General features: G+C 72.1%; 20 protein-coding genes and 2 pseudogenes. 7 read left to right on the top strand and 15 right to left on the bottom strand.

Annotated features, from left to right (window positions below; all coding sequences use genetic code 11):
- The first annotated feature begins 2 nt into the window (after positions 1–2).
- Entirely contained in the window at positions 3–1076 is a 1074-nt protein-coding gene (locus tag GA0070621_RS23800; protein ID WP_091199862.1) for an NAD-dependent epimerase/dehydratase family protein, read from the top strand.
- Positions 1073–1879: a WecB/TagA/CpsF family glycosyltransferase gene (locus GA0070621_RS23795; protein WP_091202772.1), complete on the top strand. Its 807-nt coding sequence runs from the start codon at positions 1073–1075 to the stop codon at positions 1877–1879. The genes GA0070621_RS23800 and GA0070621_RS23795 overlap by 4 nt, the downstream gene beginning before the upstream one ends.
- 85 nt (positions 1880–1964) lie before the next feature.
- Here the strand turns inward: GA0070621_RS23795 and GA0070621_RS31215 are convergent, their stop codons facing one another.
- Positions 1965–3953, bottom strand: a complete 1989-nt coding sequence (locus tag GA0070621_RS31215) for a S8 family peptidase (RefSeq protein ID WP_167667253.1) — start codon at positions 3951–3953, stop codon at positions 1965–1967.
- A gap of 221 nt (positions 3954–4174) precedes the next feature.
- On the opposite strand from GA0070621_RS31215, the gene GA0070621_RS23785 reads away from it, so the two are divergent.
- Positions 4175–4777, top strand: coding sequence for a hypothetical protein (locus tag GA0070621_RS23785; RefSeq protein ID WP_091199860.1), 603 nt, complete (start codon positions 4175–4177; stop codon positions 4775–4777).
- Here the strand turns inward: GA0070621_RS23785 and GA0070621_RS23780 are convergent.
- From GA0070621_RS23780 to GA0070621_RS23760, 5 genes and pseudogenes are all read right to left on the bottom strand, one after another.
- The gene (locus GA0070621_RS23780) at positions 4745–5143 is read right to left on the bottom strand and encodes a hypothetical protein (RefSeq protein WP_091199858.1); all 399 of its coding nucleotides are present in this window, start codon (positions 5141–5143) and stop codon (positions 4745–4747) included. The two genes, GA0070621_RS23785 and GA0070621_RS23780, sit on opposite strands and share 33 nt — an antisense overlap.
- Before the next feature lie 159 nt (positions 5144–5302).
- Positions 5303–5524, bottom strand: a complete 222-nt coding sequence (locus GA0070621_RS23775; RefSeq protein ID WP_091199855.1) for a DUF397 domain-containing protein — start codon at positions 5522–5524, stop codon at positions 5303–5305.
- Positions 5500–5859 (bottom strand): annotated as a pseudogene (locus GA0070621_RS23770) (DUF5753 domain-containing protein); the annotation flags it as partial. The pseudogene GA0070621_RS23770 and the gene GA0070621_RS23775, both read right to left, overlap by 25 nt.
- 32 nt (positions 5860–5891) lie before the next feature.
- The gene (locus GA0070621_RS23765) at positions 5892–7031 is read right to left on the bottom strand and encodes an ISAs1 family transposase (RefSeq protein WP_269455359.1); all 1140 of its coding nucleotides are present in this window, start codon (positions 7029–7031) and stop codon (positions 5892–5894) included.
- A 161-nt stretch (positions 7032–7192) separates the two neighbouring features.
- Positions 7193–7750: pseudogene (locus tag GA0070621_RS23760) on the bottom strand (Scr1 family TA system antitoxin-like transcriptional regulator); the annotation flags it as partial.
- 630 nt (positions 7751–8380) lie between these two features.
- On the opposite strand from GA0070621_RS23760, the gene GA0070621_RS23755 reads away from it, so the two are divergent.
- Both GA0070621_RS23755 and GA0070621_RS23750 read left to right on the top strand, forming a co-directional pair.
- Positions 8381–8665: a hypothetical protein gene (locus GA0070621_RS23755; RefSeq protein WP_091199853.1), complete on the top strand. Its 285-nt coding sequence runs from the start codon at positions 8381–8383 to the stop codon at positions 8663–8665.
- Between the two features lie 100 nt (positions 8666–8765).
- Complete coding sequence (locus GA0070621_RS23750) at positions 8766–9215, top strand: hypothetical protein (RefSeq protein ID WP_091199851.1); 450 nt, start codon at positions 8766–8768, stop codon at positions 9213–9215.
- A 3-nt stretch (positions 9216–9218) separates the two neighbouring features.
- Here the strand turns inward: GA0070621_RS23750 and GA0070621_RS23745 are convergent, their stop codons facing one another.
- Both GA0070621_RS23745 and GA0070621_RS23740 read right to left on the bottom strand, forming a co-directional pair.
- Positions 9219–10010, bottom strand: a complete 792-nt coding sequence (locus GA0070621_RS23745; protein WP_091199849.1) for a Stk1 family PASTA domain-containing Ser/Thr kinase — start codon at positions 10008–10010, stop codon at positions 9219–9221.
- Between the two features lie 100 nt (positions 10011–10110).
- Positions 10111–10824, bottom strand: a complete 714-nt coding sequence (locus GA0070621_RS23740) for a PASTA domain-containing protein (RefSeq protein ID WP_167667241.1) — start codon at positions 10822–10824, stop codon at positions 10111–10113.
- 92 nt (positions 10825–10916) lie between these two features.
- Here GA0070621_RS23740 and GA0070621_RS23735 point away from each other — a divergent pair, with 92 nt between their 5' ends.
- The gene (locus GA0070621_RS23735; protein ID WP_167667239.1) at positions 10917–12305 is read left to right on the top strand and encodes a hypothetical protein; all 1389 of its coding nucleotides are present in this window, start codon (positions 10917–10919) and stop codon (positions 12303–12305) included.
- A gap of 16 nt (positions 12306–12321) precedes the next feature.
- On the opposite strand, the gene GA0070621_RS23730 is transcribed toward GA0070621_RS23735, so the two are convergent.
- Both GA0070621_RS23730 and GA0070621_RS23725 read right to left on the bottom strand, forming a co-directional pair.
- Entirely contained in the window at positions 12322–13800 is a 1479-nt protein-coding gene (locus tag GA0070621_RS23730) for a glutamate--cysteine ligase (RefSeq protein ID WP_091199847.1), read from the bottom strand.
- 247 nt (positions 13801–14047) lie between these two features.
- Positions 14048–14629, bottom strand: a complete 582-nt coding sequence (locus GA0070621_RS23725; RefSeq protein ID WP_091199845.1) for a YceI family protein — start codon at positions 14627–14629, stop codon at positions 14048–14050.
- Between the two features lie 102 nt (positions 14630–14731).
- On the opposite strand from GA0070621_RS23725, the gene GA0070621_RS23720 reads away from it, so the two are divergent.
- The gene (locus GA0070621_RS23720) at positions 14732–15241 is read left to right on the top strand and encodes a MarR family winged helix-turn-helix transcriptional regulator (protein ID WP_091199843.1); all 510 of its coding nucleotides are present in this window, start codon (positions 14732–14734) and stop codon (positions 15239–15241) included.
- Positions 15242–15507: 266 nt separating this feature from the next.
- Here the strand turns inward: GA0070621_RS23720 and GA0070621_RS23715 are convergent, their stop codons facing one another.
- From GA0070621_RS23715 to GA0070621_RS23695, 5 genes are all read right to left on the bottom strand, one after another.
- Positions 15508–18141: an ATP-binding protein gene (locus GA0070621_RS23715; RefSeq protein ID WP_091202770.1), complete on the bottom strand. Its 2634-nt coding sequence runs from the start codon at positions 18139–18141 to the stop codon at positions 15508–15510.
- A 133-nt stretch (positions 18142–18274) separates the two neighbouring features.
- On the bottom strand, positions 18275–19423 hold the full coding sequence (locus GA0070621_RS23710) for an acyl-CoA dehydrogenase family protein (protein WP_091199842.1): 1149 nt from the start codon (positions 19421–19423) through the stop codon (positions 18275–18277).
- Between the two features lie 77 nt (positions 19424–19500).
- Positions 19501–21033, bottom strand: coding sequence for an acyl-CoA carboxylase subunit beta (locus tag GA0070621_RS23705; RefSeq protein WP_091199839.1), 1533 nt, complete (start codon positions 21031–21033; stop codon positions 19501–19503).
- Between the two features lie 245 nt (positions 21034–21278).
- A complete protein-coding gene (locus tag GA0070621_RS23700; RefSeq protein WP_091199837.1) occupies positions 21279–22199 on the bottom strand; it encodes a hydroxymethylglutaryl-CoA lyase in 921 nt (306 codons plus the stop codon).
- A 64-nt stretch (positions 22200–22263) separates the two neighbouring features.
- Positions 22264–23601: an acetyl-CoA carboxylase biotin carboxylase subunit gene (locus GA0070621_RS23695; protein WP_091199835.1), complete on the bottom strand. Its 1338-nt coding sequence runs from the start codon at positions 23599–23601 to the stop codon at positions 22264–22266.
- Positions 23602–23624: the final 23 nt, after the last annotated feature.

Below are 23624 nucleotides of genomic sequence, written 5' to 3'. Positions count from 1 at the left end.
GTGTGACTGTCGCGTTGGTGACCGGTTCGGGCGGTCTGATCGGTTCCGAGGCGGCCCGGCACTTCGCCGGCCTCGGGCTCGACGTGGTCGGCATCGACAACGACATGCGGCGGTACTTCTTCGGCGAGGACGGTTCGACCTCCTGGAGCCTGGAACGGCTCGCCGCCGACCTCGGTCACGCCTACACCCACTTCTCCGTCGACATCCGGGACCGGGACGGCCTGGAACAGGTCTTCAAGAAGTACGGCTCGGACATCGGCGTGGTGATCCACAGCGCCGCGCAGCCCAGCCACGACTGGGCGGCCAAGGAGCCGTACACGGACTTCGACGTCAACGCGGGCGGCACCCTCAACATGCTGGAGAACACCCGCCGGCACGCGATCGACGCGCCCTTCATCCACTGCTCGACCAACAAGGTGTACGGCGACCGCCCGAACAGCCTGCCCCTGGTCGAGCTGGAGACCCGGTACGAGCTGCCCGAGGACCACCCCTACCACCAGGGCATCACCGAGGACATGTCGATCGACGAGTCGCTGCACTCGGTCTTCGGCGCCTCGAAGGTGGCCGCCGACGTGATGGTCCAGGAGTACGGCCGGTACTTCGACATGAGGACCGCCTGTTTCCGGGGCGGCACGCTGACCGGCCCGGCCCACTCGGCCGCCGAGCTGCACGGCTTCCTGGCGTACCTGATGCGCTGCGTGATGGAGGGCCGGACGTACAACCTCTTCGGCTACAAGGGCAAGATGGTCCGGGACGCGATCCACTCCCGGGACGTGCTGACCGCGTTCGAGGCGTTCTTCCGCGCACCGCGCTCGGCCCAGGTCTACAACCTGGGTGGCGGCCGTCACTCGAACACCTCGCACATCGAGGCGTTCCAGATCGCCGAGGAGATCACCGGCCGCGCGGCGAACATCAACTACGTCGAGCAGGCCCGCACCGGCGACCACCAGTGGTACGTCAGCAGCATGGCCCGGTTCGAGGAGCACTACCCCGACTGGAAGATCACCTACGACGTACCGATGATCCTTCGGGAGATCTACGAGGCGAACGTCGACAAGTGGGTGCCGAAGGCATGACCACCGGCACCAAGCGGAACGTGCTCGGCGTCCTCGTCGACGCGACCGACTACGCCCGGGCGACCGAGGCGGTCGTGTCGGCGGCGCACGAGCGCCACCCGCTGGCGCTGACCGCGCTGGCCGTGCACGGCGTGATGACCGGGGTGCTCGACCCGGCGCACAACGCCCGGCTCAACTCGTTCGACGTGGTCACCCCCGACGGACAGCCGGTCCGCTGGGCGCTCAACCTGCTGCACGGCGCCGGCCTCACCGACCGGGTCTACGGCCCGGAGCTGACGCTGCGGGTGCTCGCCCGCTTCGCCGACGAGGGCCTGCCGGTCTACCTGTACGGCTCCACCGAGGAGACCCTGTCCCGGCTGATCCCGGCGCTGGAGCGGAAGTTCCCGGCGCTGAAGATCGCCGGCGTCGAGCCGTCGAAGTTCCGGTCCATGGAACCGGGCGAGGACGTCGAGATCGCCAACCGGATCAGGGCCAGCGGCGCGCGGCTCGTCCTGGTCGGGCTGGGCTGCCCCCGCCAGGAGGTCTTCGCGTACGCCATGCGGCCGCTGCTGGACTTGCCGCTGATGGCGGTCGGGGCCGCGTTCGACTACCACGCCGGGCTGCTGCGCAACCCGCCGCCGTGGATGCAGCGCGCCGGGCTGGAGTGGTTCTGGCGGCTCGGCCTGGAGCCGAAGCGCCTCTGGCGGCGCTACGTCATCCTCAACCCGGCCTACCTGGCCCGGCTGGCCGCGCAGAAGACCGGCCTGTGGAAGGCCGCCCCGCCGCCCCCGGCCACCCAGCGCCCCGCCGCCTTCGACGTCTGACGCCGAAACCTGCGCCTCCCGGGCGGCAACGGCGTCCGGCGGCCACCGAGTGGTGACCGCCGGACGCCGGTGGGAAGGGGTTGGCTCAGGACACGTTGACCGCGGTGTCGTCAATGACGAAGGACGTCTGGTAGAGGACGTCTTCGGTGGCGGTGAACTTCAGGGTGACGTTCTGGCCGGCGTAGGCGGCCAGGGAGAACGTCTTCTGGCTGTAGCCGGTGGCCTTGTTCAGGTTGGAGTAGGTGGCCAGGGTCGTCAGGACGGTGCCGGAGGAGTTGAGGACCTGCACCGTGAGCTTGTCGTAGGCGGTGGTGGTGGTCGTCTCCGAGCTGTCGATGTGCAGCCAGAAACTGAAGTTGTAGGTGGTGCAGCCGGCCGGCAGGCTCACCGACTGGGACAGGGTGTCGGTGTGGGTGCTGCCGTAGCCGTCCATCCAGGCGTTCCAGGTGCCGCCGTGGGTGGGCTGGCCGCTGGAGCCGTACTGGCCGATGACGCCGGTCGTGGCGGTCCAGACGGTGTTGCCGGACTCGAAGCCGGGGTTGCCCAGTTTCTGGCCGGCGCCGGTGCAGCCGCCGCCGGTGCCGTTCACGGTCAGCGTGTACGTCGTGGTCTTGGCGCCGGAGGTCGCGGTGCCGGTGATCGTCACCGGGTAGGTGCCGGACGGGGTGCTGGCCGAGGTGCTGATCGTCAGGGTCGACGAGGCGCCCGAGGTCACCGACGCCGGGCTGAACGACGCGCTCGCGCCGGTCGGCAGGCCGGACGCGGAGAACGTCACGGTCTGCGCGGTCCCGCTGGTGGTCGCCGTCGACACGGTGGTGGAGACCGCGGAACCCGCCGTCACCGAACCGGACGTCGGCGAGACCGAGACGGAGAAGTCGTTGCTCGACGTGCCGTTGACCACGTAGAGCAGCTTGTTGGGCGAGCCCGTCCCCGGGCTGGTCACCACGCCACTGGTGGCGTTGTCGACCAGGTAGTCGCGAACCTGCTGCGGGGTCCAGGACGGGTTGGCGCTGGCCACCAGCGCCGCCGCGCCGACCACGTGCGGGGTCGCCATCGACGTGCCGCTGATCGTGTTGGTCGCGGTGTCGTTGGTGTTCCAGGCGGAGGTGATCGATGAGCCCGGCGCGAAGATGTCCAGGCAGGTGCCGATGTTGGAGAACGAGGACCGGGCGTCGGTGCTGGTGGTCGAGCCGACCGTGATCGCCTCGGTGACCCGGGCCGGCGAGGTGTTGCAGGCGTTCGCACCGTTGTCGTTACCGGCGGCCAGGCCGTAGGTGATGCCGGCGGCGATCGAGTTGCGGACCGCCGTGTCGAGCGTACTGTCCGCACCGCCGCCGAGGCTCATGTTGGCCACCGCGGGCTTGACCGCGTTCTGGGTAACCCAGTCGACGCCGGAGACGACCCCGGCCGTGGTGCCGCTGCCGGAGCAGTTGAGCACCTTGACCGCGACCAGCCGCACGCCCTTGGCCACCCCGTAGGACGATCCGCCGACGGTGCCGGCGACGTGGGTGCCGTGGCCGTTGCAGTCGGTGTTGTTGGTGTCGACGGTGTTCGTACCCCAGGAGGCGCGGCCACCGAAGTCGCCGTGCGTGGTCCGGATGCCGGTGTCGATGATGTACGCCCGGACGTTCGAGGCCGTGTTCGGGTAGGTGTACGAGCTGTCCAGCGGCAGGTTCCGCTGGTCGATCCGGTCCAGCCCCCAGGACGGCGGATTCGCCTGGGTGCCGGTGATCGACACGGTGTGGTTCTGCTCCACGTACGCCACGGCGGGATCGGCGGCGATCCGGGCGGCGGCTGCCGCGCCGACCCGGACCTCGAAGCCGCGCAGCGCGGTGCTCCAGGTGCGGGCGACGACGCCACCGTGCCGGGTGGTCAGCCGCTGCCCGGCCTCGGGGACCCGGCCGGGGGCGACCGCGCTGTCCTTCAGCACAACGAGGTAGCTGTCGGTCACCGCGGTGGCGCCACCGGCGTTCCGGACGACTCCGCTCGGCTCGGCCGCCAGGGCGGGGCTGGCGGCGGCGAGCATGGTCAGGGTGGCCACGCCGACGAGTACGGACCTGTGTGGGAGACCCATCTCCCTACCTCCCTCCGACCGGCGCACGGCCGTCCACCTGATGAGGCACAGGAAGATCGACGTTTGCCGATTCGACAAGAGGCTAGATCAGGACCTCGACAGGGTGAACATGTCGATTTCTCAATAACACCGGTGGGATGGCCCCTACGGGGAGGCGTACGGGACGAATCGGGGTGCCGCCCCGGATTCGGAAAGCGTCGATCCGGGCAAGGCTGAGGGACATGGCCGACCAGCTCGTCGTACTGCTCCCCGTCGCCGCCGTGTGGACCGCCGCCGGCGTCGTGGCGGACGGACTGCCTCGGCTGGACCGCGCCCGCGCGCTGCGTCGGCGTACCGGATGGTTGTCCGTGCTGACCCTGACCGGCCTCGTCCTGACGGCGGCCGTCCTGGTCCTGGGCCTGCAGAGCGCCGGAACGACGGCGGTCGACCGGGCCGCTGGCGGGCTCGCCCTCGCGACCGGCCCGGCGCTGGTCGTCACGGCCTGCACGGTCCGACGGATCGGGCGCCTGCGGGCCGGCGCGGGCGCCTTCGCCAGCGCGCCCGAGACCCCGGCACCGCACGGGCTACGGGCCGCCGCGGCGCACCCGCTGATCGGGCTGCCGATCCAGGTGACCGCGCTCGCCGTCCTGCCGGCGGTGGTCTCGGCGGCGGGCGTCGACCTGCTCACGGCACCGGCCGTGACCGGCCCGGCCATCACCGTCGGCGTGCTCGGCGTCACCGCGATCGGAGTACGCCACGCGCTGCGGCACAACCGGCTCGCCGAGCGTGCCATGCCGCCGGCGAGCACCGGGTCAACGCGACCGGCCGGCCCCCTGCACGTATAGCAGTTCGAGGATCGCCCGGGTCGCCTCGAACCAGCGGTCCAGCCAGCCGGGCGGCGGCACACTGCCCCTCGGCGGCAACTCCATCAGCAGGCCGCGCAGCAGCGGATGGTCCATCAGGGACTCGCCCTGTTCCAACGGCCAGCCGGTCGGCGGGAACGACGGCTCGGTGAGCGGATTGGGATCCAGGGACGGCAGGGTGAGCGGCGGGGATGCCTGCTCCGGACTGGCCTCCCGACCGCCGATCTCGGCGTCGGCCGAGCCCACCTCGGTGAGGACGGTGTCCCGGCGCGCCCCGCGGTACTTGCCGCCGAACCGCTCCGGCTTTCCCGGGCCGTTGGTGAGATTCTCTGAACCGATCGTCGTCATCCGTCTCGCCTACCTCATTCGGTTGCCGATCCGTGCGGTTCAACGAGGCGGAACGGAAGTGGCGACGGGTGGGCCCGACCGACCCGGCCGGGGCACACGAAATGGTCCCGCCCGGCCACGTTGCCGGGCGGGACCACGTTCACGGTCCGGGTCGCCGGATCAAGCCCGGGCGAAGGCTCCGTCCCTGGCACCGGCGACGAAAGCGTGCCAGTCGCCGGGGGCGAAGACCAGGGCCGGGCCCGTCTTGTCCTTTGAGTCCCGAACGCCGACCGCCCCGGTCACGTACGCGACCTCCACGCAGTTGTCACAGTTCGGCCCGCTCTTCGAGCTCTTGAACCAGGTCGCCTGCGTCAGGTCTACGGGGAACTTCTTGGTCGCCATTTCCACAACGGCTCCTCTGCCAGTTTTGCGATGTGAGCGATGGATTCCTCCGGGCGTATGGCCGCTGCTCGAATGTGATCGAAGATGAAGCTGTACTTCTGTAGTTCGTCGCTCTTCTCAAGGAAGAGCCCACCCGTGGCGTTCTCCGCGTACACGACATCGGGATCACTCGCTTCGGGGAAGCTGAGGATCGTGAAGGTCCCGTCCATGCCGGCGTGCGCGCCCACCTCGAAGGGCAGGACCTGCAACGTCACGTTCGGCAGTTCGGCCACCTCCACCAGCCGCTTGAGCTGGCCACGCATCACCACGTCGCCACCCACCGGCCGGCTCAACACCAGGGCTTCTGCAAGGTAGGGATTTGAGCGGTTCAGGTGATTCCGAGGAGTTGTAGTGGCCGGTCCGGGTTTCGGCTGTTGTGGCGTAGGGCTTTGGCGACGTTGGTGACGCCGGCCATCCGGAGCAGGCTGATCACGGTGTTGCGGAGGGCGGCCATAGCTTGTGGGGCGTTGCCGGTGCGGACCTGGCTGGCGTCCTCGCCGAAGGTGACGTCACGCAGGTAGTGCAGGGCCTCGATCAGCCAGTGTCCTCGTAGCCAGTCGGCCAGGTCGGCAGGCCGGGCCTCGGCTGCGCCGAGGCTGGTGATGGCGTAGACGGTGACGGTGGACCACCGTCCTGTGGCCTGGTTGTACCGGCGCCGGCGAATTCGTAGGGCCTGGCTGGCGTGCGGGAAGTCGATCGCGAGGGGACCGAGGCAGGTGACTGCTTGCAGCGCTCGGATGTCGCGGCGGCCGTGACCGTGGCTGCTGGTTTCGTCCAGGACCGGGATTTTGGCCCAGGGCAAGGCCTTGAGCTGCCGGTACAGTCGCGGCTGGTTCTTCTTCGCGGTGAACAGGTACGCGGCGTGTTTGGTCTCGGTCAGCCAGCGGGCGTGCTCACGTTGGGTGTGCAGGGCATCCGCGGTGATGACGGCACCGGTCAGGTCGAGGTCGTCCAGCAGCGGCTGGAACCGGGTGATTTCGTTGGTCTTGCCGTCGACGCCGGTCTGGGCGAGCACCGCGCCGGTGTGCTGGTCCAACGCGGCGAGCAGGTGGACCTGACCGCCGGGGCGGCCGCTGCCGCGTAACGTCTTGCCGTCCACAGCGATGGCCCGACGGCCCACTGCCGGCGTGACGGCTGTCCGGTTGATCAGCCACCGGCCGATCGCCGTGTCCAGAGCATCGGCGTCGACACGCGCCAGGACCCGCCCGATCGTGGACGCGTTCGGCACCAGATAGGCGTTGGTGAACCGATCCCGAGCGACCTGCAACCGGTCCAGTGTCGATACCGGCAGGTCGGCCGCCCACTCACCGATGGCCGACACCGAACGTTGCCCGGCAGCCACCGCGCTCACCGCGACCGTGAGCAGGCTGGGCAACGAATGGACCCGGCCACGTGGGTCACGCGGGTCGGGTACCCGGGCCAGAGCCTGCAACAGGCCGGCGGCATGACGATGCGGATCATCCGACACGCGGTGCAGGCGTGCGGACAGCCCGCCGATCAACGATGATGGCTCCACGAGCGCGGTCCTCGAGTTCGATCATTTGGCCTAGACACCTGAATGATCAGCCGAAGACCGCGCTCTACCTCATGTAACAGCCGCAACCGGCGTGACTACCCCGAAGCCGGCAGACCGGTCATATCTCGATCTTGCAGTAGCCCTGGGCTCAACACCGCCTCATCGAGCACCACCCACAGATCGACCGGATCGTTCTGAGTCAGCAACGACTGACGGCCCAGACGGACACGGACACGTTGTGCGACCTGATCCGCACTGAAGTCCGGCCGCGCGGCCCGGATCATTGCGCTGGCGTACTCCTCGGTTTCCAGCAGGCCCGGCACGACCTGCTGCTCGTACGCCCGGATCGAGCTGGCCGCCGCCTCCAGCCCCACGTACGCCCCGACCAGCACCGTGCTGTACGGATGCCACCAGCCCTTCTGCCGGGCCTCGCGGGCAATCTGCACCAGCTCGTCGCTCTCGGCGCCCACCACCCCGTAGATGCGGAGCATGTCCCGCACATCCCTCGGGGTGGCGGTGGTGTGACCGGTCTCGATGCGGGAGATCTTCGAGGCCGAGCATTCCAACTGCTCTGCCACGGTCTCGATGGTGATGCGGGCGGCCTCCCGCTGGCGGCGGAGTTCCGCCCCCAGGCGTCGACGCCGGATGGTGGGGCTGCGTCGCTCAGTCACGACACCGCTCCGCGGGTTGCTGGACGGGGATGACGATTCCTCGCGCTCACCCGACTACCTCCGGTCGACCGCGCCCGGTTCGACCCCCGCCGGGGGCGCGACCGGCTTACGGCGGGCGATCGTTCGCGGCAGGGGTGGTGCCGGTCGTCGACCGGCCGCGACGGGCGAAACCGGCGTCCAGTGTGCCGTCCCGGCACCGGAGGCTTCAAGCGTCACGTTCACGTGTCATGCTCGCGTATCGGCAAAACTCGACGTGCAACTTGCATGAAGCACTTCCCTGGTGCACTCTGTCGATATGGCACGGGTTACTCACCGTCTCCGCATGATCTCTCGACGTGGTGACCCCACGGGCCGCGGGACGGCGGGAGGGGAGCCGTCCCGCGCCCCGCGACCTGCCCCGGGGTAATGACCTCGCCGCTGCACGCCAGTTTGGCTGCGGCGGCGGGAGCGGTAACCGGGAGCAGCCGGGTGTTGGTCGGGTGGCGACCCGCGACCGCGGGCACGGCCCGACCACCACCGAACAACCTGATCAGCCGGTCCACGAGGCGCGACCCCCGTCACCAGGGCCGACTTGTCCCCCGATCAGCCTTCGCCGGCACGCCCGCCGGCCGATCCTTTCCAGGAGCCCATGTGCTTCCCCGCTCCGGTGACGTACTGCACGTGAATCGCGCGGCGAGTGTCCAGTTCCTTCGACCGATCATGTTCCGGGTGATCCGGGTGATCGACTGGCCGACCTACGACGGTTGGCTCTGGCTCGACGGCTACGAGTTGAACGCGGCGGGGGACGCGGTCAGCCGGCGGTCGATCTTCGTACAGCAGGCGGGGCTGCGGCAGTTGCAGGCCGCCCCGGCACCGCGTCAGCACACCGTCCGGGCCCGACGCCCGGTCGTCCGGACCCCGGTCCGGGTGGGCTGACCCCGCGATTGACCGGCCGGGGAGTGGGCCGCCGCCATAGAATCGGTACGCCCACCCCGGCAAAGTCTCCACCCCGCGCGTCCCGGACCCTGAACCTGGGATGGTCATGGTCAATCTGCCCGCCGCGCGGCGGCACCACCGGTCCCCTGTCGGCTACGCCCTCGGGCTCCTCGCACTCCTCGGCGCCGCGACCGCACTCGCGCTCGTGGTCCGTCACCCGGCCTTCTCCGCCACCGAACAGTTGACCGAGCCGGTACCGGCTCCCGAGATCACCGTGGCCGGCAAAAACCCCGGGCCGGACACCGACCCGGAGGACGAACCGGGCTGGGCCGGTACGCCGGGCTCCGCCGCCCTCGGCAACGACGCCGACGCGACGCCCACCCCACACCAGGCGGGTGGCGGCGGTGCCGGGGAGGAGACGCTGGCCGGTGCCGGCGGCGTACGGGACACCACGGGCCTGAGCCGGTCGCTGTTCTACTCCGGGCTGCTCGGCCTCACCATCTCGCTGGCCGGGCTGGGTCTGGTCGGCACCAGACGCCGCCAGTGGTGACGGTCAGGGGGTCGGCGTGACCGTCCGGCCCGGCGTCGCGGTGCTCGCGCCGGTCGTCGGCGTACCGGCCTCGGCCACCACGATCGTGACCTCATCACCCGGGGCGACCGGCTGGCCGGCCGCCGGGTCGCTCTCGATCACCGTGCCGGCCGGCCGCTCCGACGTGCGCCGCTCCACCCGGTAGGGCACGTCCAGCCGGTCGAGGAGCGCCCGGGCCGTGGCCTCCGGCAGCCCCACCAGCGGCGGCATCGCCACCGGGGTGGCCGTTGTCGCCGGTGGGGTACTTGGTGGGGTGGTCGCCGGCGAGGTACTCGGCGCGGTGGTGGTCGGCGCGGCGCTGGTCTCCGGGGCGGTGCTCGGCACGGCCGGGGAGGTGGGAGCCGGCCCGGGGTCCCGCTCCGTCGCGCGCAACGACAGCCAGCCGCCCAACCCGATCAGCGCGATCAGCGCCAGGGCGAGGACGCCCAGCAGGATCGGCATCCACCAGCGACGATCGGCCTGCTCCTCGGCGTACCACTCGGTGCCGGGCTCGGCATAGCCGGCCGGCCGTGGCGGGGGCACCCCCGCCCGCCCCGACCAGGCCGCCGGGACAGCCGGCCCGCCGCCGCCGGGCAGTGGACGGGTGACGTCCACCGGGTCGCGCCCGGCCGGGCCGCCGGGGCCCGGCACGGCTCGGGTCGCGTCCGGGTCGGCCGCTCTGGTCGCGTCCGCGTCATCGCCGCTCGCCGGGCGGAACGACAGCGGGCGGGTGGCGTCGGCATCCCCGGCGGATGGCTCCTGGTGGTCGTCGCTCACGGCACGTCCTTTCCCCACCGGGACGGGCGCCCTGGCCCTCGACCGTCCACGGTAGCGGTCCGGGGGGCCATCGGCAGGCATCAGCGCGGCGAGCCTCCGGTCACGGCTTCACGGAGGGGGTGGCGTCCGGAGCCGTCGGCTCGTCACCGCAGGTCAGGGTGACCTGGTCGTTCCACCGGGCGGTCGCACCGGCGACCGGGTCCTGGGCGGTGACCGGCCCTCGGCGCAGGTTGGTGCGGTAACGCGGGTAGAGGCCCGCCTCGACCAGGTCGTCGGCGGCGTCGCCGCAGTCCTGGGCGATCAGGTCCGGTACGGGCAGGGCCGGCGCCGGACCGGCGACCCAGAGGGTGACCGTGGTGCCGCGACGGACCGGCGTACCGGGCTCGGGAGCGGTGCGCTGGACGCTCCGGCCCGAGCCGGCGCCGAAGACGAGCCGCCAGCCGAGCCTGCGTTCCCGCAACTCCCGCCGGGCCTGTGCGAAGTCGGTGCCGACCAGTTCGGGCACGGTCAGTCCGGCGGCCGTGGTGGTCCGTACGCCGGTCGGGCGCTGCTGCGGCGTGCTGGCCGGCGCGGCGCTCGGTGTGGCGTCATCGCTCGGCGGCGCCAGGGTGGTCATGCCGGCATCCGGCGGCGTGGTCGGCTCCGCCTCCCCGGCGAGGATCCAGCCGCCGCTCGCCCCGATCACCGCCAACAGGACCATCGCGAGGCCGCCACCCAGGAGCAGCCTCGTCCGGTCCGGCCCCGGTTCGTCGCCCGCCCCGGGCTGTCGGTCCGGGTACCCGTCGTCCGTCATCGCGTCCACCGCCTCATCCACCGGCGACCGTATCCGGCGCCGCCCAGCCGTCGCACGGCCGATCGTTCTCGCACGACTCGCCGCACCGACCCTGGGACGCTACGCTCCCCGGCATGGCCAGACGGGGCTGGGGAGTATCGATCACCGCCGCGCTCGGCGTCGCCGCCGGTACGGGGGCCGCGCAGCTGGGCTTCGGCTACGGACTGGGCATCATCAACTGGACGCCGGCCGGTGCCGCCCAGGTCGAAGCGACCTGGGTGGCGAGCCTCGCCTGGGCCACCTGGATCTCCGCCACCTCGGTGGTCGCCGGTGCGATCTGCGCCCACCGGCTGCGGGGTGGGGATGCCCAGGAGCCCGGCGGCCCGCTGCGGAAACTCGGCCTGGCGGTCGGTGCCACGGCCGGCGCGCTGATCACCGTGTTGCTGGTCGCGGTGCCGGCCCGCGCGGCACGGGTGCCGGACACGTCCGCGCCGCAGACCGTCGCCGCCGGGTACGCCGCCGTCGGGCTGCTGATCGGGCTGCTCCTGGCGATGTGGGCGCTGCACACCCGGGCGGTCGCCACCAACCTCGTCGCCACCACCGGCTGGCTCTGGCTGCTCGCGGTGGTGTCGGTGGTCGACGGAGTGCTCTCCGGCCGCGGCCTGACCACCGCCCAGCTCGGCATCTGGCAGATCAGCGCGGACAGCGAACGGTTCTGGATCCGGGACTACTTCTACTGGCCCGGGGCACTGCTCGCGCTGGGCTCCGCCCTGGTGATCGGAGTGCTGGCGGCCCGGCGTACCGCCCGGGTGCCGGAGCAACGGGTCGGTACGGCGGCCTCCGGTGCGGCCGGGCCGCTCCTCGTCGCGCTGGCCTACCTGCTGGCCGTGCCGAGGCTCGCCGCGATCGCCGCCGAGCAGCTGTCGGCCCACCTGATCGCCCCGTACGCGGTGATCGCCGGGGTCGGGGGCTCGGTGTTGGTGGCCGCGCTGGCCCAGCGGGCCGAGCACCGGGTCGCCGCCCGCACCGGGGTGTCCCTGCCCCGCCAACGCACCGGCGAGCACGACCTCGTCAGCGCCGAAGCCGACGGTCCGGCCGTGGACGGGGCGACGGGGGACGGGCGGCCCACCGTCGATGTGGCGGCGATCGGCGGGTCGGACACCACGGTCGCCGGCGGGTCGTCAGATCCGGCCGTCACGGGTTCGGACGGGAAACCGGTCCGGGGGGCGAAAAACGCTTCTTCGTCGGGTTCCGCCACGGCCCGGCGGGGCCGGGCCGCTCCGCCCCGGCGCGCCTCCGGCTCCTCGGACGGGGCGAGCGCCCCGGCCGACGCCGGGCCGCCGGCGGTGCCCTCCAGCGGCTCGACGGCGGACGCCCGGACGGCGAGCCGCCCGGCAACGACCGGCCCGGCAGCCACCAGCCGGGCATCCGGCGGTCCGGCGACGGACGCGCCGGCCGGCACCACCGCGACCGGTGATCCGGGCGACGGTGGGCCCGCGCCGAAGGGCCGCCGCGGCCGCTGACCCGGCATCGGCGGTGTCAGTCGACCGGCCAGGTGTGCACGGGCTCGTTGCTGCGCTGGAGCTGCGCGTAGCGCTGGAGCATGTAGTGCAGGGCGGCCCGCCGGTCCAGGCCCCGGTGCCGCTCGGCCGCCCACACCGTCTCGGTCTGCCAGGTGGCGCCGTTGCGGCCGGTACGGCAGCGCTGCTCGATGACGCCGAGGAGGCGGTCCCGCTCGGCCGGGGCGACGCCGAACCCGTCCAGCCCCTGCGCGGCCATGGGCAGCAGGAGGTCGAGCACGAGCTTGTCCACCGGCACCTCGCCGAGCCGGGGCCAGTACATGACGGCGTCCAGGCCCCGTCGGGCGGCGGCCTGGAAGTTCTCCTCGGCGGCGCTGAAGGTGAGCTGGCTCCAGATGGGACGGTCCGCCTCGGCGAGGGCTCGGGCCAGCCCGAAGTAGAAGGCGCCGTTGGCCAGCATGTCGACCACCGTCGGCCCGGCCGGCAGCACCCGGTTCTCCACCCGGAGGTGCGGACGGCCGCCCATGATGTCGTAGACGGGCCGGTTCCAGCGGTAGACCGTGCCGTTGTGCAGCCGCAGCTCGGGCAGCGTGGGCACCCCGCCGGCGTGCAGCACCTCGACCGGGTCCTCGTCCTCGACGATCGGCAGCAGCGGCGGGAAGTAGCGGACGTTCTCCTCGAAAAGGTCGAAGATCGAGGTGATCCAGCGTTCCCCGAACCACACCCGGGGGCGTACGCCCTGGGCCTTGAGCTCGTCGGGCCGGGTGTCGGTGGCCTGCTGGAAGAGGGCGATCCGGGTTTCCGCCCAGAGCTGTCGACCGTAGAGGAACGGTGAGTTCGCGCCCACCGCGACCTGGGGGCCGGCGATGGCCTGGGACGCGTTCCAGTAGTCGGCGAAGCTGTCCGGCGCGACCTGGAGGTGGAACTGGAGACTCGTGCAGGCGGCTTCGGGGGCGATCGAGTCGTTGTGCGTCTGCAACCGCTCGACACCGCGGATGTCCAGCTCGAAGTCCTCGCCCCGGGCACCGACGATCTGGTCGTTGAGCGCCCGGTAGCGCTCGTCGGTGGAGAGGTTGTCGACGATCAGGTGCCGCTCGGTGAGGGTGGGCAGGATGCCGACCAGCACTATCTTGGCGTCCGACCGGGACGCCCGCTCGTCGGCGCGGGCGAGGCTGTTGCGCAGATCCCGCTCGTAGTCACCGAGGCCGGTGCCCTCGATCAGCCGGGGCGGTGTGTTCAGCTCCAGGTTGAACTGGCCCAGCTCGGTCTGGAAGAGCGGGTCAGCGATGTCGGCGAGGATCTTCTCGTTGCGCATGGCCGGCTCGGCGGCGGAGTCGACCAGGTTCAGCTCGATCTCCAGCCCGGTCATCGGGCGGTCGGCGTCGAAGCCGAAGTCGTCCAGCATCAGCGCGAAGACATCCAGGCATCGCCGCACCTTCTGCCGGTAGCGGACCCGGTCCTCCCGGGAGTAGGCGCTCTGCTCGACGTCTCTGCCCATGTGCCCTCCCGGCGCGAGGCGCGACGGAACCGTACCGTTCCGGAACGCATAGTGAACCTTCACGTTAAGTGCGCCCGGGCCATCGGTACCAGGGCCGGGCACAGGTCTGTTCTCCTACCCCGCCGGTTACCGCCGGACCCGGGGTCGGCGGGGGAGCAGAACGTGACGGATCTCGCACCTGGTGCACGTACGACGAACGGGCCCGCGTCGTCGTCGACGACGCGGGCCCGTGGGGTCGTGTGGGCGGTCAGCCCTGGCGGATGGCCTCGCCCTCGATCTCGATCTTGACCTTCTTGCCGACCAGGACGCCACCGGTCTCCAGGGCGACGTTCCAGGTCAGGCCGAAGTCCTCGCGGTCGATCTCGGTGCTCGCCGAGAAGCCGAAGATGTCCTGGCCGAACGGGCTGCGGCCGACCCCCTCGAACTCGACCTTGAGTTCCACCGGGCGGGTGACGTCCTTCACGGTCAGCTCGCCGGTGAGGACGAACTCGTTGCCGGCGTGGGACTTCACGCCGGTGCTGCGGAACTCCAGCGTCGGGAACTTCTCGACGTCGAGGAAGTCGCCGCTGCGCAGGTGCGTGTCGCGGTCGGCCTGGGTGGTGTCGATGCTCGCCGCCTGAATGGTGGCGGTCACCGAGGACTGCAGGGGGTCCTCCGCGACGGTGATCGTGGCGGTCGCGTCGCCGAACTCACCGCGTACCTTGCTGACCATCATGTGCCGCGCGACGAACCCGACGCGCTTGTGAGCCGCGTCCAGCTGGTACGTGCCGGCAGCGGGGATGGTGAGGCCGTCCCACTCGCGGGTAACCGCTTCGGTGCTGCTGGTCATGGTGCTGTCCTCCAGGGGAAGATTGTTTAGTAGCCCAACGACTGACTAAGCAACTATAGGCACGGCAATATTTCCCGTGTCAAGTATTGCTAGGATGACAGCGTGGACCAGAACGTGTTCGACGATCCCCGGATCACCGCCGTCGGCCTCCTCGTCGAGGCGCACGCCGGGCTGTCGGCCCGGTTCGCCGCCCAGTTCGAGGAGCACGGCCTCTCGCCCGTCGAGTTCGAGGTGCTCACGCGGCTCGCCCGCTCGCCGGGCAATCAGCTACGGATGACCGACCTCTCCGCCCAGACGTCCCTCTCCACCAGCGGGGTGACCCGGGTCGTCGACCGGATGGAGCGCGACGGCCTGCTCCGGCGCCGGGCCTGCCCGTCCGACCGGCGCAGCTCGTACGCGGTGGTGACCGCCGCCGGCCTGGCCCGGCTGGACGAGACCCTGCCGGGGCACCTCCAGATCATCGAACAGTGGTTCACCGGCCAGCTCGAACCTGCCGCGCTGGAGGCCCTCCTCGACGGCCTGCGCCGGGTTCGCGACGCCGTCCACCCGGGGGCGACCGCCGGGAGCAACTGCCCCGCGCCGGCCGACGAGACCACCGCGGCCGGCTGCTGAGGCACGAGCGCGGCGACCCCGGAGGCACGAAGCGCCCCGGGCGTCGACGGCGTTGTCGATCACACGCCGGGCACCGGCAGAAAGACCGGCAGAAGCAGCGAACAGCGGGGACAAACCACTGCATAACCGTACTAAGGGCCCAAGCTCCCCGGATAGGCTTTTCGGCAAGCGGGGGGCGCACCGGGGGGTGCCGGCGCGAGCGATGAGCGAGGGGCAGTAACAGGGGGCTTCTTCGCTCGCGCCACCCCCGCCCCACTCGTCCCCGGTCAGCCCTGCCGGCTGCGCAGCCCGCGCCGGGCCACCAACGCGTAGAGCAGGGCCTCCTCCCGGGGCAGCAACCCGATCCCGCTGGATCGCCGCGCCCGGTCGAGCCGGTCCAGCACCGCCAGGTCGGCCGTGCTCGCCGCCAGCCCGACCAGCGCCTCGATCACGTCCCGCCGGTTCCGGCCGTCGACCGCCGCGTCGGCCGCCGCCGCGTACCACTCGGTCGCCAGTTCGCGGTCGCCCCGGTGCAGCGCGAGATGCCCCTCGATCAGCGCGCACACCGCGTCCTCCGGCCGGCGGTCGGGCTCCTCCCCGGAGCCGGGCCGGTCCCGCCCCTCCCCGGCCGAGCCGGCACCGGACCCGTCCGATGGCGGGCGCTGCCCGGGCACCGGCCGGGCGGGCCGCAGTTCGGCGGCCACCTCCAGCGCCTCGGCGGCCCGCCCCTCCTGGGCGAGCGCCAGCCCCACCGTGCCGAGCACCCGACGGCGGTGCCCCGGGTCGCCCAGCTCGACGAGGGCCACCGCCACCCGCCGCCCCTGCTCCACGGCGTCGACGTACCGGCCCTCCAGGCGGGTCACCTCGGCGAGGTTGGCCCGGGCCAGCACCCGTAACCGCTGCTCCCCGGACTGAGCGGCCAGCCGTTCCATGGTGGCCAGTCGACGCCGGGCCCCAGCCAGGTCACCGACCCGTACGTCGTGCCAGGTCAGGTACGCCTGGGCAACGGCCATGTCGCGTATCCGGCCGTGCCGGGTGGCCAGTTCCAGCACCGCCTCGGCCTGCTGCCGGGCCTCGTCGTGGCCGCCGACGGCGGGCAGCAGCGCACCGAGCGCCGTACGGGCCGACAACTCCCCGGCCACCTCCCCGGCGGACCGGAAGGTGGCCAACGCGGCGCGGGCCCCGGGCAGTTCCTCCGCGCCGGCATCGTGCTCTACGGCGAGCTGAGCCGCCCCGAGTTGGGCCCAGGCCCGCAGCACCGGGTCCACATCGGCGGTACGCGGGTCGGCCAACAGCCGGCGCAGCCACCGGCGTCCGGCGATGTCCCGGCCCCGCAGCCGCCACCACCGGGGCAGCGCCGCCGCCAGCCGCAGCGCGGTCACCGGATCGTCCTCGGCGGTGTGCGTCAGGGCGGCGGTGATGTCGCTGGTCGCCTCGTCCAGCAGGTGCGCCGCAGCGGGCAGGTCCGCGCCGGCCAGGTTCGGGGCGACGCGGACCACCATCGCCGTGACCACGAGCGCGTGCCGGTGCCGGATCCGGCTCAGCTCGCCCTCCCCGACGGCCTGCTCGGCGGCGAAGTCGCGTACCGCGTCCAGGAGGCGGAACCGGAACGGTCCGCTGCCCCGGATGCTGAGCAGGCCGAGTTCGAGCAGCCGGTCCAGCAACGGTACGGCGTCCTCGGGCTGGCCGCCGTCGGCGAGCAGGTCCTCGGCCAGCTCCACCGACCAGCGGTTACGAAACGTCGAGAGCCGGCGAAGCGCCGCCCGTTCCCCGGACGCGAGCAGGCGGTAGCTGGTCGCCACCGCCTCGCGCAGGGTCACCGTGCCCGCCGCGCGGTCGGCGGGCGTCCAGCCCGGGCGGCCGTCCGTGGCGAGGTCGAGAACCCGGTCGCCGTACCGGTCGAGCAGCTCGGTGACGTCGAGGATCCGGCCGCGTGCGGCCATCAGCTCGATGGCCAGTGGCAGGCCGCCGAGGCGACGGACCAGCGCGGCGAGCGCCGGCAGCTCGGCCGGGGTCGGCGGTTCCCGGCGGACCTGGGCGAGCCGGGCGGTGAACAGCGCCGCCGCCGGCCAACGGGCCAGCTCGGTCGGGTCCGCCGGCACCGCCCCGACCGGCGGCACGTCGAGCGGCGCGACCGGCCGAACCAGCTCGCCGGGGAGGCCGACCGGGCGCCGACCGGTCACCAGCACGCGCAGCGTGGGTGCCGCGCCGACCAGCGCGCGCAGCGCCTCCGCCACCGGCCCGGGTGCCCGTTCCACCGCGTCCACCAGCAGCAACGCCGGCCGGTCACCGAGCCAGCCGGCAAGATCGGCGAGCCGGTTCACGCCGAGCACCGCCACCGACGCGGCGAGGACGTCGGCCGCGTCCGAGCCCTCGCCGACCAGCACCCCGGCGACGCCGGCCGGATGCTCGGCGGCCACCGCGTACGCGGCGGTGAGGGCGAGCGCGGTCTTGCCGACGCCGGCCAGCCCGACCAGGCTCACCACCGGACGCTCCGCGCCCAGCAGGGCGGCCACCTCGGCGACGTCCCGGTCCCGGCCGATCAGCGGGACCGGTTGCGGCAGCGCTATGGACGTACCGGATCCGGTGGTGGCGGAGCCGGTCACCGGGAGTTGCCGTGCGGCCGGGCGCGGCGCGGCGGCTGCGAGGTGCGGCCCGGCCGGGGCCGGCCGGGCCGCGGCGCGGAACGCCCGCCGGGCGTCGTCGGCCAGGCCGAGGGCATCGGCGAGCAGGTCGACGGTGGTGCGCTGGGGCCGCGCCGACCGGCCCCGCTCCAGATCACGGACGGTCCGCACCCCGACGCCGGCCCGGCCGGCCAGCTCGGCCTGGGTGAGGCCGGCGGCGAGCCGGTGCCCACGCAGCAGATCGGGCAGAAGGGTACGACGATCCGGGCTCCCTGAAGGATCATGATCCGGAGTCATGGCCACGAAGAGTACGGACGGGGTGCGACCGTACACAGCCGATCGTCGCCCAACTGACCGTCCCGCGCGGATATCCGACACAATCACCCGGCTCGCCGGCCACCCTGGTCCGGCTGGTCGCGCCGGCCCGGGCTCACATGCCGAGGTCGCGAGCGATGATCATGCGCTGCACCTCGCTGGTGCCCTCGCCGATCTCCAGAATCTTGGAGTCCCGCCAGAACCGGGCCACCGGGTACTCGTTCATGAAGCCGTAGCCGCCGTGGATCTGGGTGGCGTCGCGGGCGTTGTCCACCGCGATGGTGCTGGCGTGCAACTTGGCGATGGCGGCCTGTCGCTTGAACGGCTCGCCGGCGAGCATCCGGGCGGCGGCGTCGTAGTACGCCAGCCGGGCGGTGTGCGCCTTCGCCTCCATGTCGGCAATCTTGAACTGGATCGCCTGGTAGTTGCCGATCGGCTGGCCGAAGGCCTGGCGCTCCCTGGCGTACCTGATCGACTCGTCGACGCAGCCCTGGGCGAGGCCGACGGCCAGGGCGGCGATGGCGATCCGCCCCTCGTCGAGGATGCGCAGGAACTGGGCGAAACCCCGGCCCCGCTCGCCGAGCAGGTTGGCCGAGGGCACCCGGCAGTCGTCGAAGGTCAGTTCGTGGGTGTCCGAGGCGTTCCAGCCGACCTTGGAGTAGCCGGGGGCGACGGTGAAGCCGGGCGTACCGGACGGGACGATGATGGTGGAGAGTTCCTTCGAACCGTCCGGCTTCGTCCCGGTGACCGCGGTGACGGTGACCAGCGCGGTGATGTCGGTGCCCGAGTTGGTGATGAATGCCTTCGAACCGTTGATCACCCACTCGTCGCCGTCCAGGACCGCCCGCGTCTGGGTGCCGGCGGCGTCCGAGCCGGTGCCCGGCTCGGTCAGCCCGAAACCGGCCAGGGCCTCGCCGCTGAGCAGCTTCGGCAGCCACTGCGCCTTCTGCTCGTCCGTGCCGAACCGGTAGATCGGCATCGCGCCGAGGGAGACCGCCGCCTCCAGGGTGATCGCCACGCTGGAGTCGACCCGGGCCAGTTCCTCCAGGGCCAGGCAGAGCGCGAAGTAGTCGCCGCCCATGCCGCCGTGCTCCTCGGAGAAGGGCAGGCCGAACAGGCCCATCTTGCCCATCTGACGGATGATCTCGTACGGGAAGGTGTGCTGCTCGTAGTGCTCGGCGATGGCGGGCGCCACCACCTCACGGGCGAAGTCCCGCACGCTCTCCCGCAGCGCCTCTTGTTCCTCGCTGAGCCGGAAGTCCATCTGATCCTCCTGTGTGGGCCGCCGGGCGCTCGTGACGCCGGGACGGAATCGCTGGCTCGGGCCGGTTCGCGGCCGGGTCAGACCGGGGTGACGCCGTGCCGACGCCGGGAGAACCGGCGGTCCTTGCCGCGCGCCGCGGCGAACCGGCGCACCAGTTCCGCGCGCAGCTCGTGCGGCTCGACGATGGCGTCCACCACCAGCTCACTGGCGAGCCGGACGATGTCGATGTCGCGCTCGTACTCCTCGCGCTTCGCGGCGACGAAGGCGGCCCGCGCCGACTCGTCCTCGATCGCGGCGATCTTGTTGGCGTACACCGCGTTGACCGCGGCCTCCGCGCCCATCACCGCGATCTTGGCGGTGGGCAGCGCGATCGTCGCGTCCGGCTCGAAGCCGGGGCCGGCCATCGCGTAGAGGCCGGCGCCGTACGCCTTCCGGACCACCACGCAGATCTTGGGTACGGTCGCCTCGGAGATCGCGGTGATCATCTTGGCGCCGTGCCGGATGATGCCCTGCTTCTCCACCGCGCTGCCGACCATGAACCCGGGCACGTCGGAGAGGAACAGCAGCGGCACGTTGAACGCGTCGCAGAGCTGCACGAAGCGGGTCGCCTTGTCGGCCGAGTCGACGAAGAGCACGCCGCCCTTGAACATCGAGTTGTTGCCGACCACGCCGACGACCTCGCCGTTCAGCCGGCCGAAGCCGATGGTCAGCTCCTTGGCCCAGAGCGCCTGGATCTCGAAGAAGCTGCCCTCGTCGAGCAGGCCCTTGACGTACCGGCGCATGTCGAACGCCTGCCGCTCGCTGGCCGGTACGAGGGCGGCCAGGTCGGCCTTCTCCGACGCGGGTACGGCCTCGGCGGCCGGCGGCGCCTGCGTCCAGTTGGCCGGCAGGTACGACAGGTAGCGCCGGACGACATCGAGCGCCTCGGCCTCGGTCTTGCAGAGGAAGTGCCCGACGCCGGACTCGGCGCAGTGCACCTTGGCCCCGCCCATCGCCTCCAGGGTGGTCTTCTCGCCGGTGACCATCTCGACCATCCGGTCCGAGCCGAGGTACATGCTGGCGTTGCCGTCCACCATGGCGACCACGTCGCAGAACGCCGGGATGTACGCCCCGCCGGCCGCGCTGGGCCCGAACAGCGCGCAGACCTGCGGGATCGAGCCGGAGGCGCGTACCTGGTTCCAGAAGATCTTGCCGGCGCCGCGCCGGCCGGGGAACAGCTCGACCTGGTCGGTGATCCGGGCCCCGGCCGAGTCGACCAGGTAGACCATCGGCACGCTGGTGGAGTACGCCCGCTCGATGATCCGGATGATCTTCTCGACGGTACGCGCGCCCCAGCTGCCGGCCTTCACCGTGGAGTCGTTCGCCATCAGGCAGACCGGGCGGCCGTCGATGGTGGCGGTGCCGGTGACCACGCCGTCGGCGGGCAGCCCCTCGGCCATCGCGTTCGCGTAGACGCCGTCCTCGACGAAGGAGCCCTCGTCGACCAGGAGGGCGACCCGCTCGCGGGCGAAGAGCTTGCCCTTGGCGGCGTTCGCCGCGTGGTACTTGTCCGCGCCACCGGCCTTGGCCCGCTTGCGCAGCTGCTCCAGAGCCTCACCGTCGAGCGTCACGCCGACTCCCTCGCCACCCGCGCCTCGTGAGCGCGCCCACCGACCTGAACGATCGTTAGGCTAGCGCACCGGCGCCCGTCCCGGCGACCCGGCGCCTCCCCGCCCACCCGAACGGTTGATCAGGAAGTCTGCACCGGCTCCGGGCCCGATCCCGACCAGCGACACGGGCGCGGGCGCGGGCCGGCCGAGACGCGGACGGCCGGCCGCCGTGGGGGTGGCGGCCGGCCGGTCGGGGTACGACGGAGTCAGGCGGGAAGGGGGGTGAGGCGGGTACGAGGGCCGGCCCGGAGGACCCCGGAGGGGAGCTTCTTGCCGACCAGTTCCTCGGCCAGCTCGGCCGCCTCGACCAGGGCGTCCAGGTCGATCCCGGTGTCGATGCCCATGTCGTGCAGCATGTGCACGGCCTCCTCGGTGGCCAGGTTGCCGCTGGCTCCCGGGGCGTACGGGCAGCCGCCGAGGCCACCAACGCTGGCGTCGAACTCGGTGACGCCCAGCTCCATGGCGGTCAGCAGGTTCGCCAGGGCGGTGCCCCGGGTGTTGTGGAAGTGCAGCAGCACCGGGATGTGGGCGTTGCGGTCGCGTACCGCGGTGATCAGCTCACGGACCCGTCGGGGCGTACCCATGCCGGTGGTGTCGCCGAAGGCAACCCGGTCGGCGCCGTCGCGGACCACGCGGTCGACGATGCCGGCGACCCGCTGGGGATCGACGTCCCCCTCGTACGGGCAGCCGAAGCTGGTCGCGATGATCACCTCGGCCCGCGCGCCGGCACCGTGCAGCAGGTCGATCAGCTCGGCGATGTCGTCCAGCGACTCCTCCGTCGAACGGTTGACGTTGCGGCGGTTGTGCGTGTCGCTGGCCGAGACGACCACCTCGATCTCGGTGAAGCCGGCGGCCAGGGCGCGCTGGGCACCCCGGGTGTTGGGCACCAGGGCCGAGTAGCGTACGCCCTCGACCCTGGTTGCCCGCTGCCACACCTCGTCGGCGTCGGCCATCTGCGGGATCGCCTTCGGGTGCACGAAGGAGACCGCCTCGATCCGCCGCACGCCGGTACGCGACAGCGCGTCGAGCAGCCGCACCTTGGCGTCGGTGGGGATCGGCTCCTCGTTCTGGAGTCCGTCCCGGGGTCCGACCTCCCGGATCGACACGAAGTCCGGCAGTTCCGCCATAAGGGGTCACCTCACTGTGACGGTGTTACGCGATGGGGTCCCCCCAGCATGTCACCCCCGGCGGTCAGCGCATGCGGGAGACGATGCCGGTGTCGTAGTCGCCGGAGAGGAACTCCTCGTTCTCCAGCAGCTCGGCGAAGAAGGGCAGGTTGTTCTTCGGGCCGGCGATCTCGAACTGGGCCACCGCCGCCCGCGCCCGCTCCACGGCCTCGGTGCGGTCCCTGCCGCTGACGATCAGCTTGGCCATCAGGCTGTCGTAGAACGGGGTCACCGTGTTGCCGGCGACGTAGCCGGAGTCGACCCGTACGCCCTCGCCGGCCGGCTCGTTCCAGGTGGCGATCGCACCCGGGCCGGGGAGGAAGCGCTTCGGGTCCTCGGCGTTGATCCGCAGCTCGATGGCGTGCCCGTGCGGGGCGAGCGCGTCCGGGTCGAACGTCGGAGCCAGGCCGGCGGCCACCCGCAACTGCTCCTCCACCAGGTCGACGCCGTAGACGTACTCGGTGACCGGGTGCTCGACCTGGAGCCGGGTGTTCATCTCCAGGAAGAAGAACTCCTGCGTCGCGGGATCGAGCAAACACTCGACCGTGCCGGCATTGCGGTAGTTGACCGCCTCACCGGCGCGCACGGCGGCGGCCAGGAAGCGCTCGCGCAGCTCCGGGGAGACCGCCGGGGACGGCGACTCCTCGACCAGCTTCTGGTTGCGGCGCTGCACCGAGCACTCCCGCTCGCCGAGGGCGACCACCCGGCCGTCGGCCAGGCCGAGGATCTGCACCTCAACGTGGCGTACCCGGGGGAAGTAACGCTCGATCAGCACCGAGCCGTCGCCGAACATCCGCTCGGCGAACGAGCGGACCTTGTCGTACTCGGTGCGCAGCGCGGCCTCGTCGACGGCGACGCCCATGCCCATGCCGCCACCACCGGCCGCGGCCTTGACCATCACCGGGTAACCGATCGCCGCGGCGGCGGCGACCGCCGCGTCCAGGTCGGCCGCCGGGTCGGTGGTGCCGGGCGCGACCGGCACCCCGGCCGCCGCCATCAGGTTCCGGGCATTGATCTTGTCGCCCATCGCGGTGATCGCGTCCGCGCCGGGTCCGACCCAGATCAGGCCACTGGCCTCGACGGTACGCGCGAAGTCGGCGTTCTCCGACAGGAAGCCGTAGCCGGGGTGGATCGCCTGAGCGCCGGTCTTCTTGGCGGCGGCGAGGATGGCCTCGACGTTCCGGTAGCTCTGCGCCGGATTGGCCGGGCCCACGCAGACCGCCTCGTCCGCCTCGGCCACGAACGGCAGGCCGGCGTCGGCTTCGGAGTGCACCGCGATCGCGCGCACCCCGAGCCGCCGCGCGGTACGGATGATCCGGCGGGCGATCTCGCCCCGGTTGGCGACCAGCAGTGACTCGATCATGTTTCCTCCCGGCGTCCAAACTT

It is taken from the genome of Micromonospora narathiwatensis, assembly GCF_900089605.1.
Lineage (GTDB): Bacteria > Actinomycetota > Actinomycetes > Mycobacteriales > Micromonosporaceae > Micromonospora > Micromonospora narathiwatensis.
Note: the sequence above shows the minus strand (reverse complement) of the source record. Positions and strands in the feature narration are given on the sequence as shown.

Bases quoted from the DNA above. Each gene is read 5' to 3' on its own strand.
- GA0070621_RS23785 (WP_091199860.1), top strand. From the start codon at position 4,175: ATGGCCGACCAGCTCGTCGTACTGCTCCCCGTCGCCGCCGTGTGGACC.
- GA0070621_RS23710 (WP_091199842.1), bottom strand. From the start codon at position 19,423: ATGGACTTCCGGCTCAGCGAGGAACAAGAGGCGCTGCGGGAGAGCGTG.
- GA0070621_RS23795 (WP_091202772.1), top strand. From the start codon at position 1,073: ATGACCACCGGCACCAAGCGGAACGTGCTCGGCGTCCTCGTCGACGCG.
- GA0070621_RS31215 (WP_167667253.1), bottom strand. From the start codon at position 3,953: ATGGGTCTCCCACACAGGTCCGTACTCGTCGGCGTGGCCACCCTGACC.
- GA0070621_RS23715 (WP_091202770.1), bottom strand. From the start codon at position 18,141: ATGACTCCGGATCATGATCCTTCAGGGAGCCCGGATCGTCGTACCCTT.
- GA0070621_RS23695 (WP_091199835.1), bottom strand. From the start codon at position 23,601: ATGATCGAGTCACTGCTGGTCGCCAACCGGGGCGAGATCGCCCGCCGG.
- GA0070621_RS23700 (WP_091199837.1), bottom strand. From the start codon at position 22,199: ATGGCGGAACTGCCGGACTTCGTGTCGATCCGGGAGGTCGGACCCCGG.
- GA0070621_RS23750 (WP_091199851.1), top strand. From the start codon at position 8,766: ATGGTCATGGTCAATCTGCCCGCCGCGCGGCGGCACCACCGGTCCCCT.
- GA0070621_RS23725 (WP_091199845.1), bottom strand. From the start codon at position 14,629: ATGACCAGCAGCACCGAAGCGGTTACCCGCGAGTGGGACGGCCTCACC.
- GA0070621_RS23735 (WP_167667239.1), top strand. From the start codon at position 10,917: ATGGCCAGACGGGGCTGGGGAGTATCGATCACCGCCGCGCTCGGCGTC.
- GA0070621_RS23730 (WP_091199847.1), bottom strand. From the start codon at position 13,800: ATGGGCAGAGACGTCGAGCAGAGCGCCTACTCCCGGGAGGACCGGGTC.
- GA0070621_RS23775 (WP_091199855.1), bottom strand. From the start codon at position 5,524: ATGGCGACCAAGAAGTTCCCCGTAGACCTGACGCAGGCGACCTGGTTC.
- GA0070621_RS23780 (WP_091199858.1), bottom strand. From the start codon at position 5,143: ATGACGACGATCGGTTCAGAGAATCTCACCAACGGCCCGGGAAAGCCG.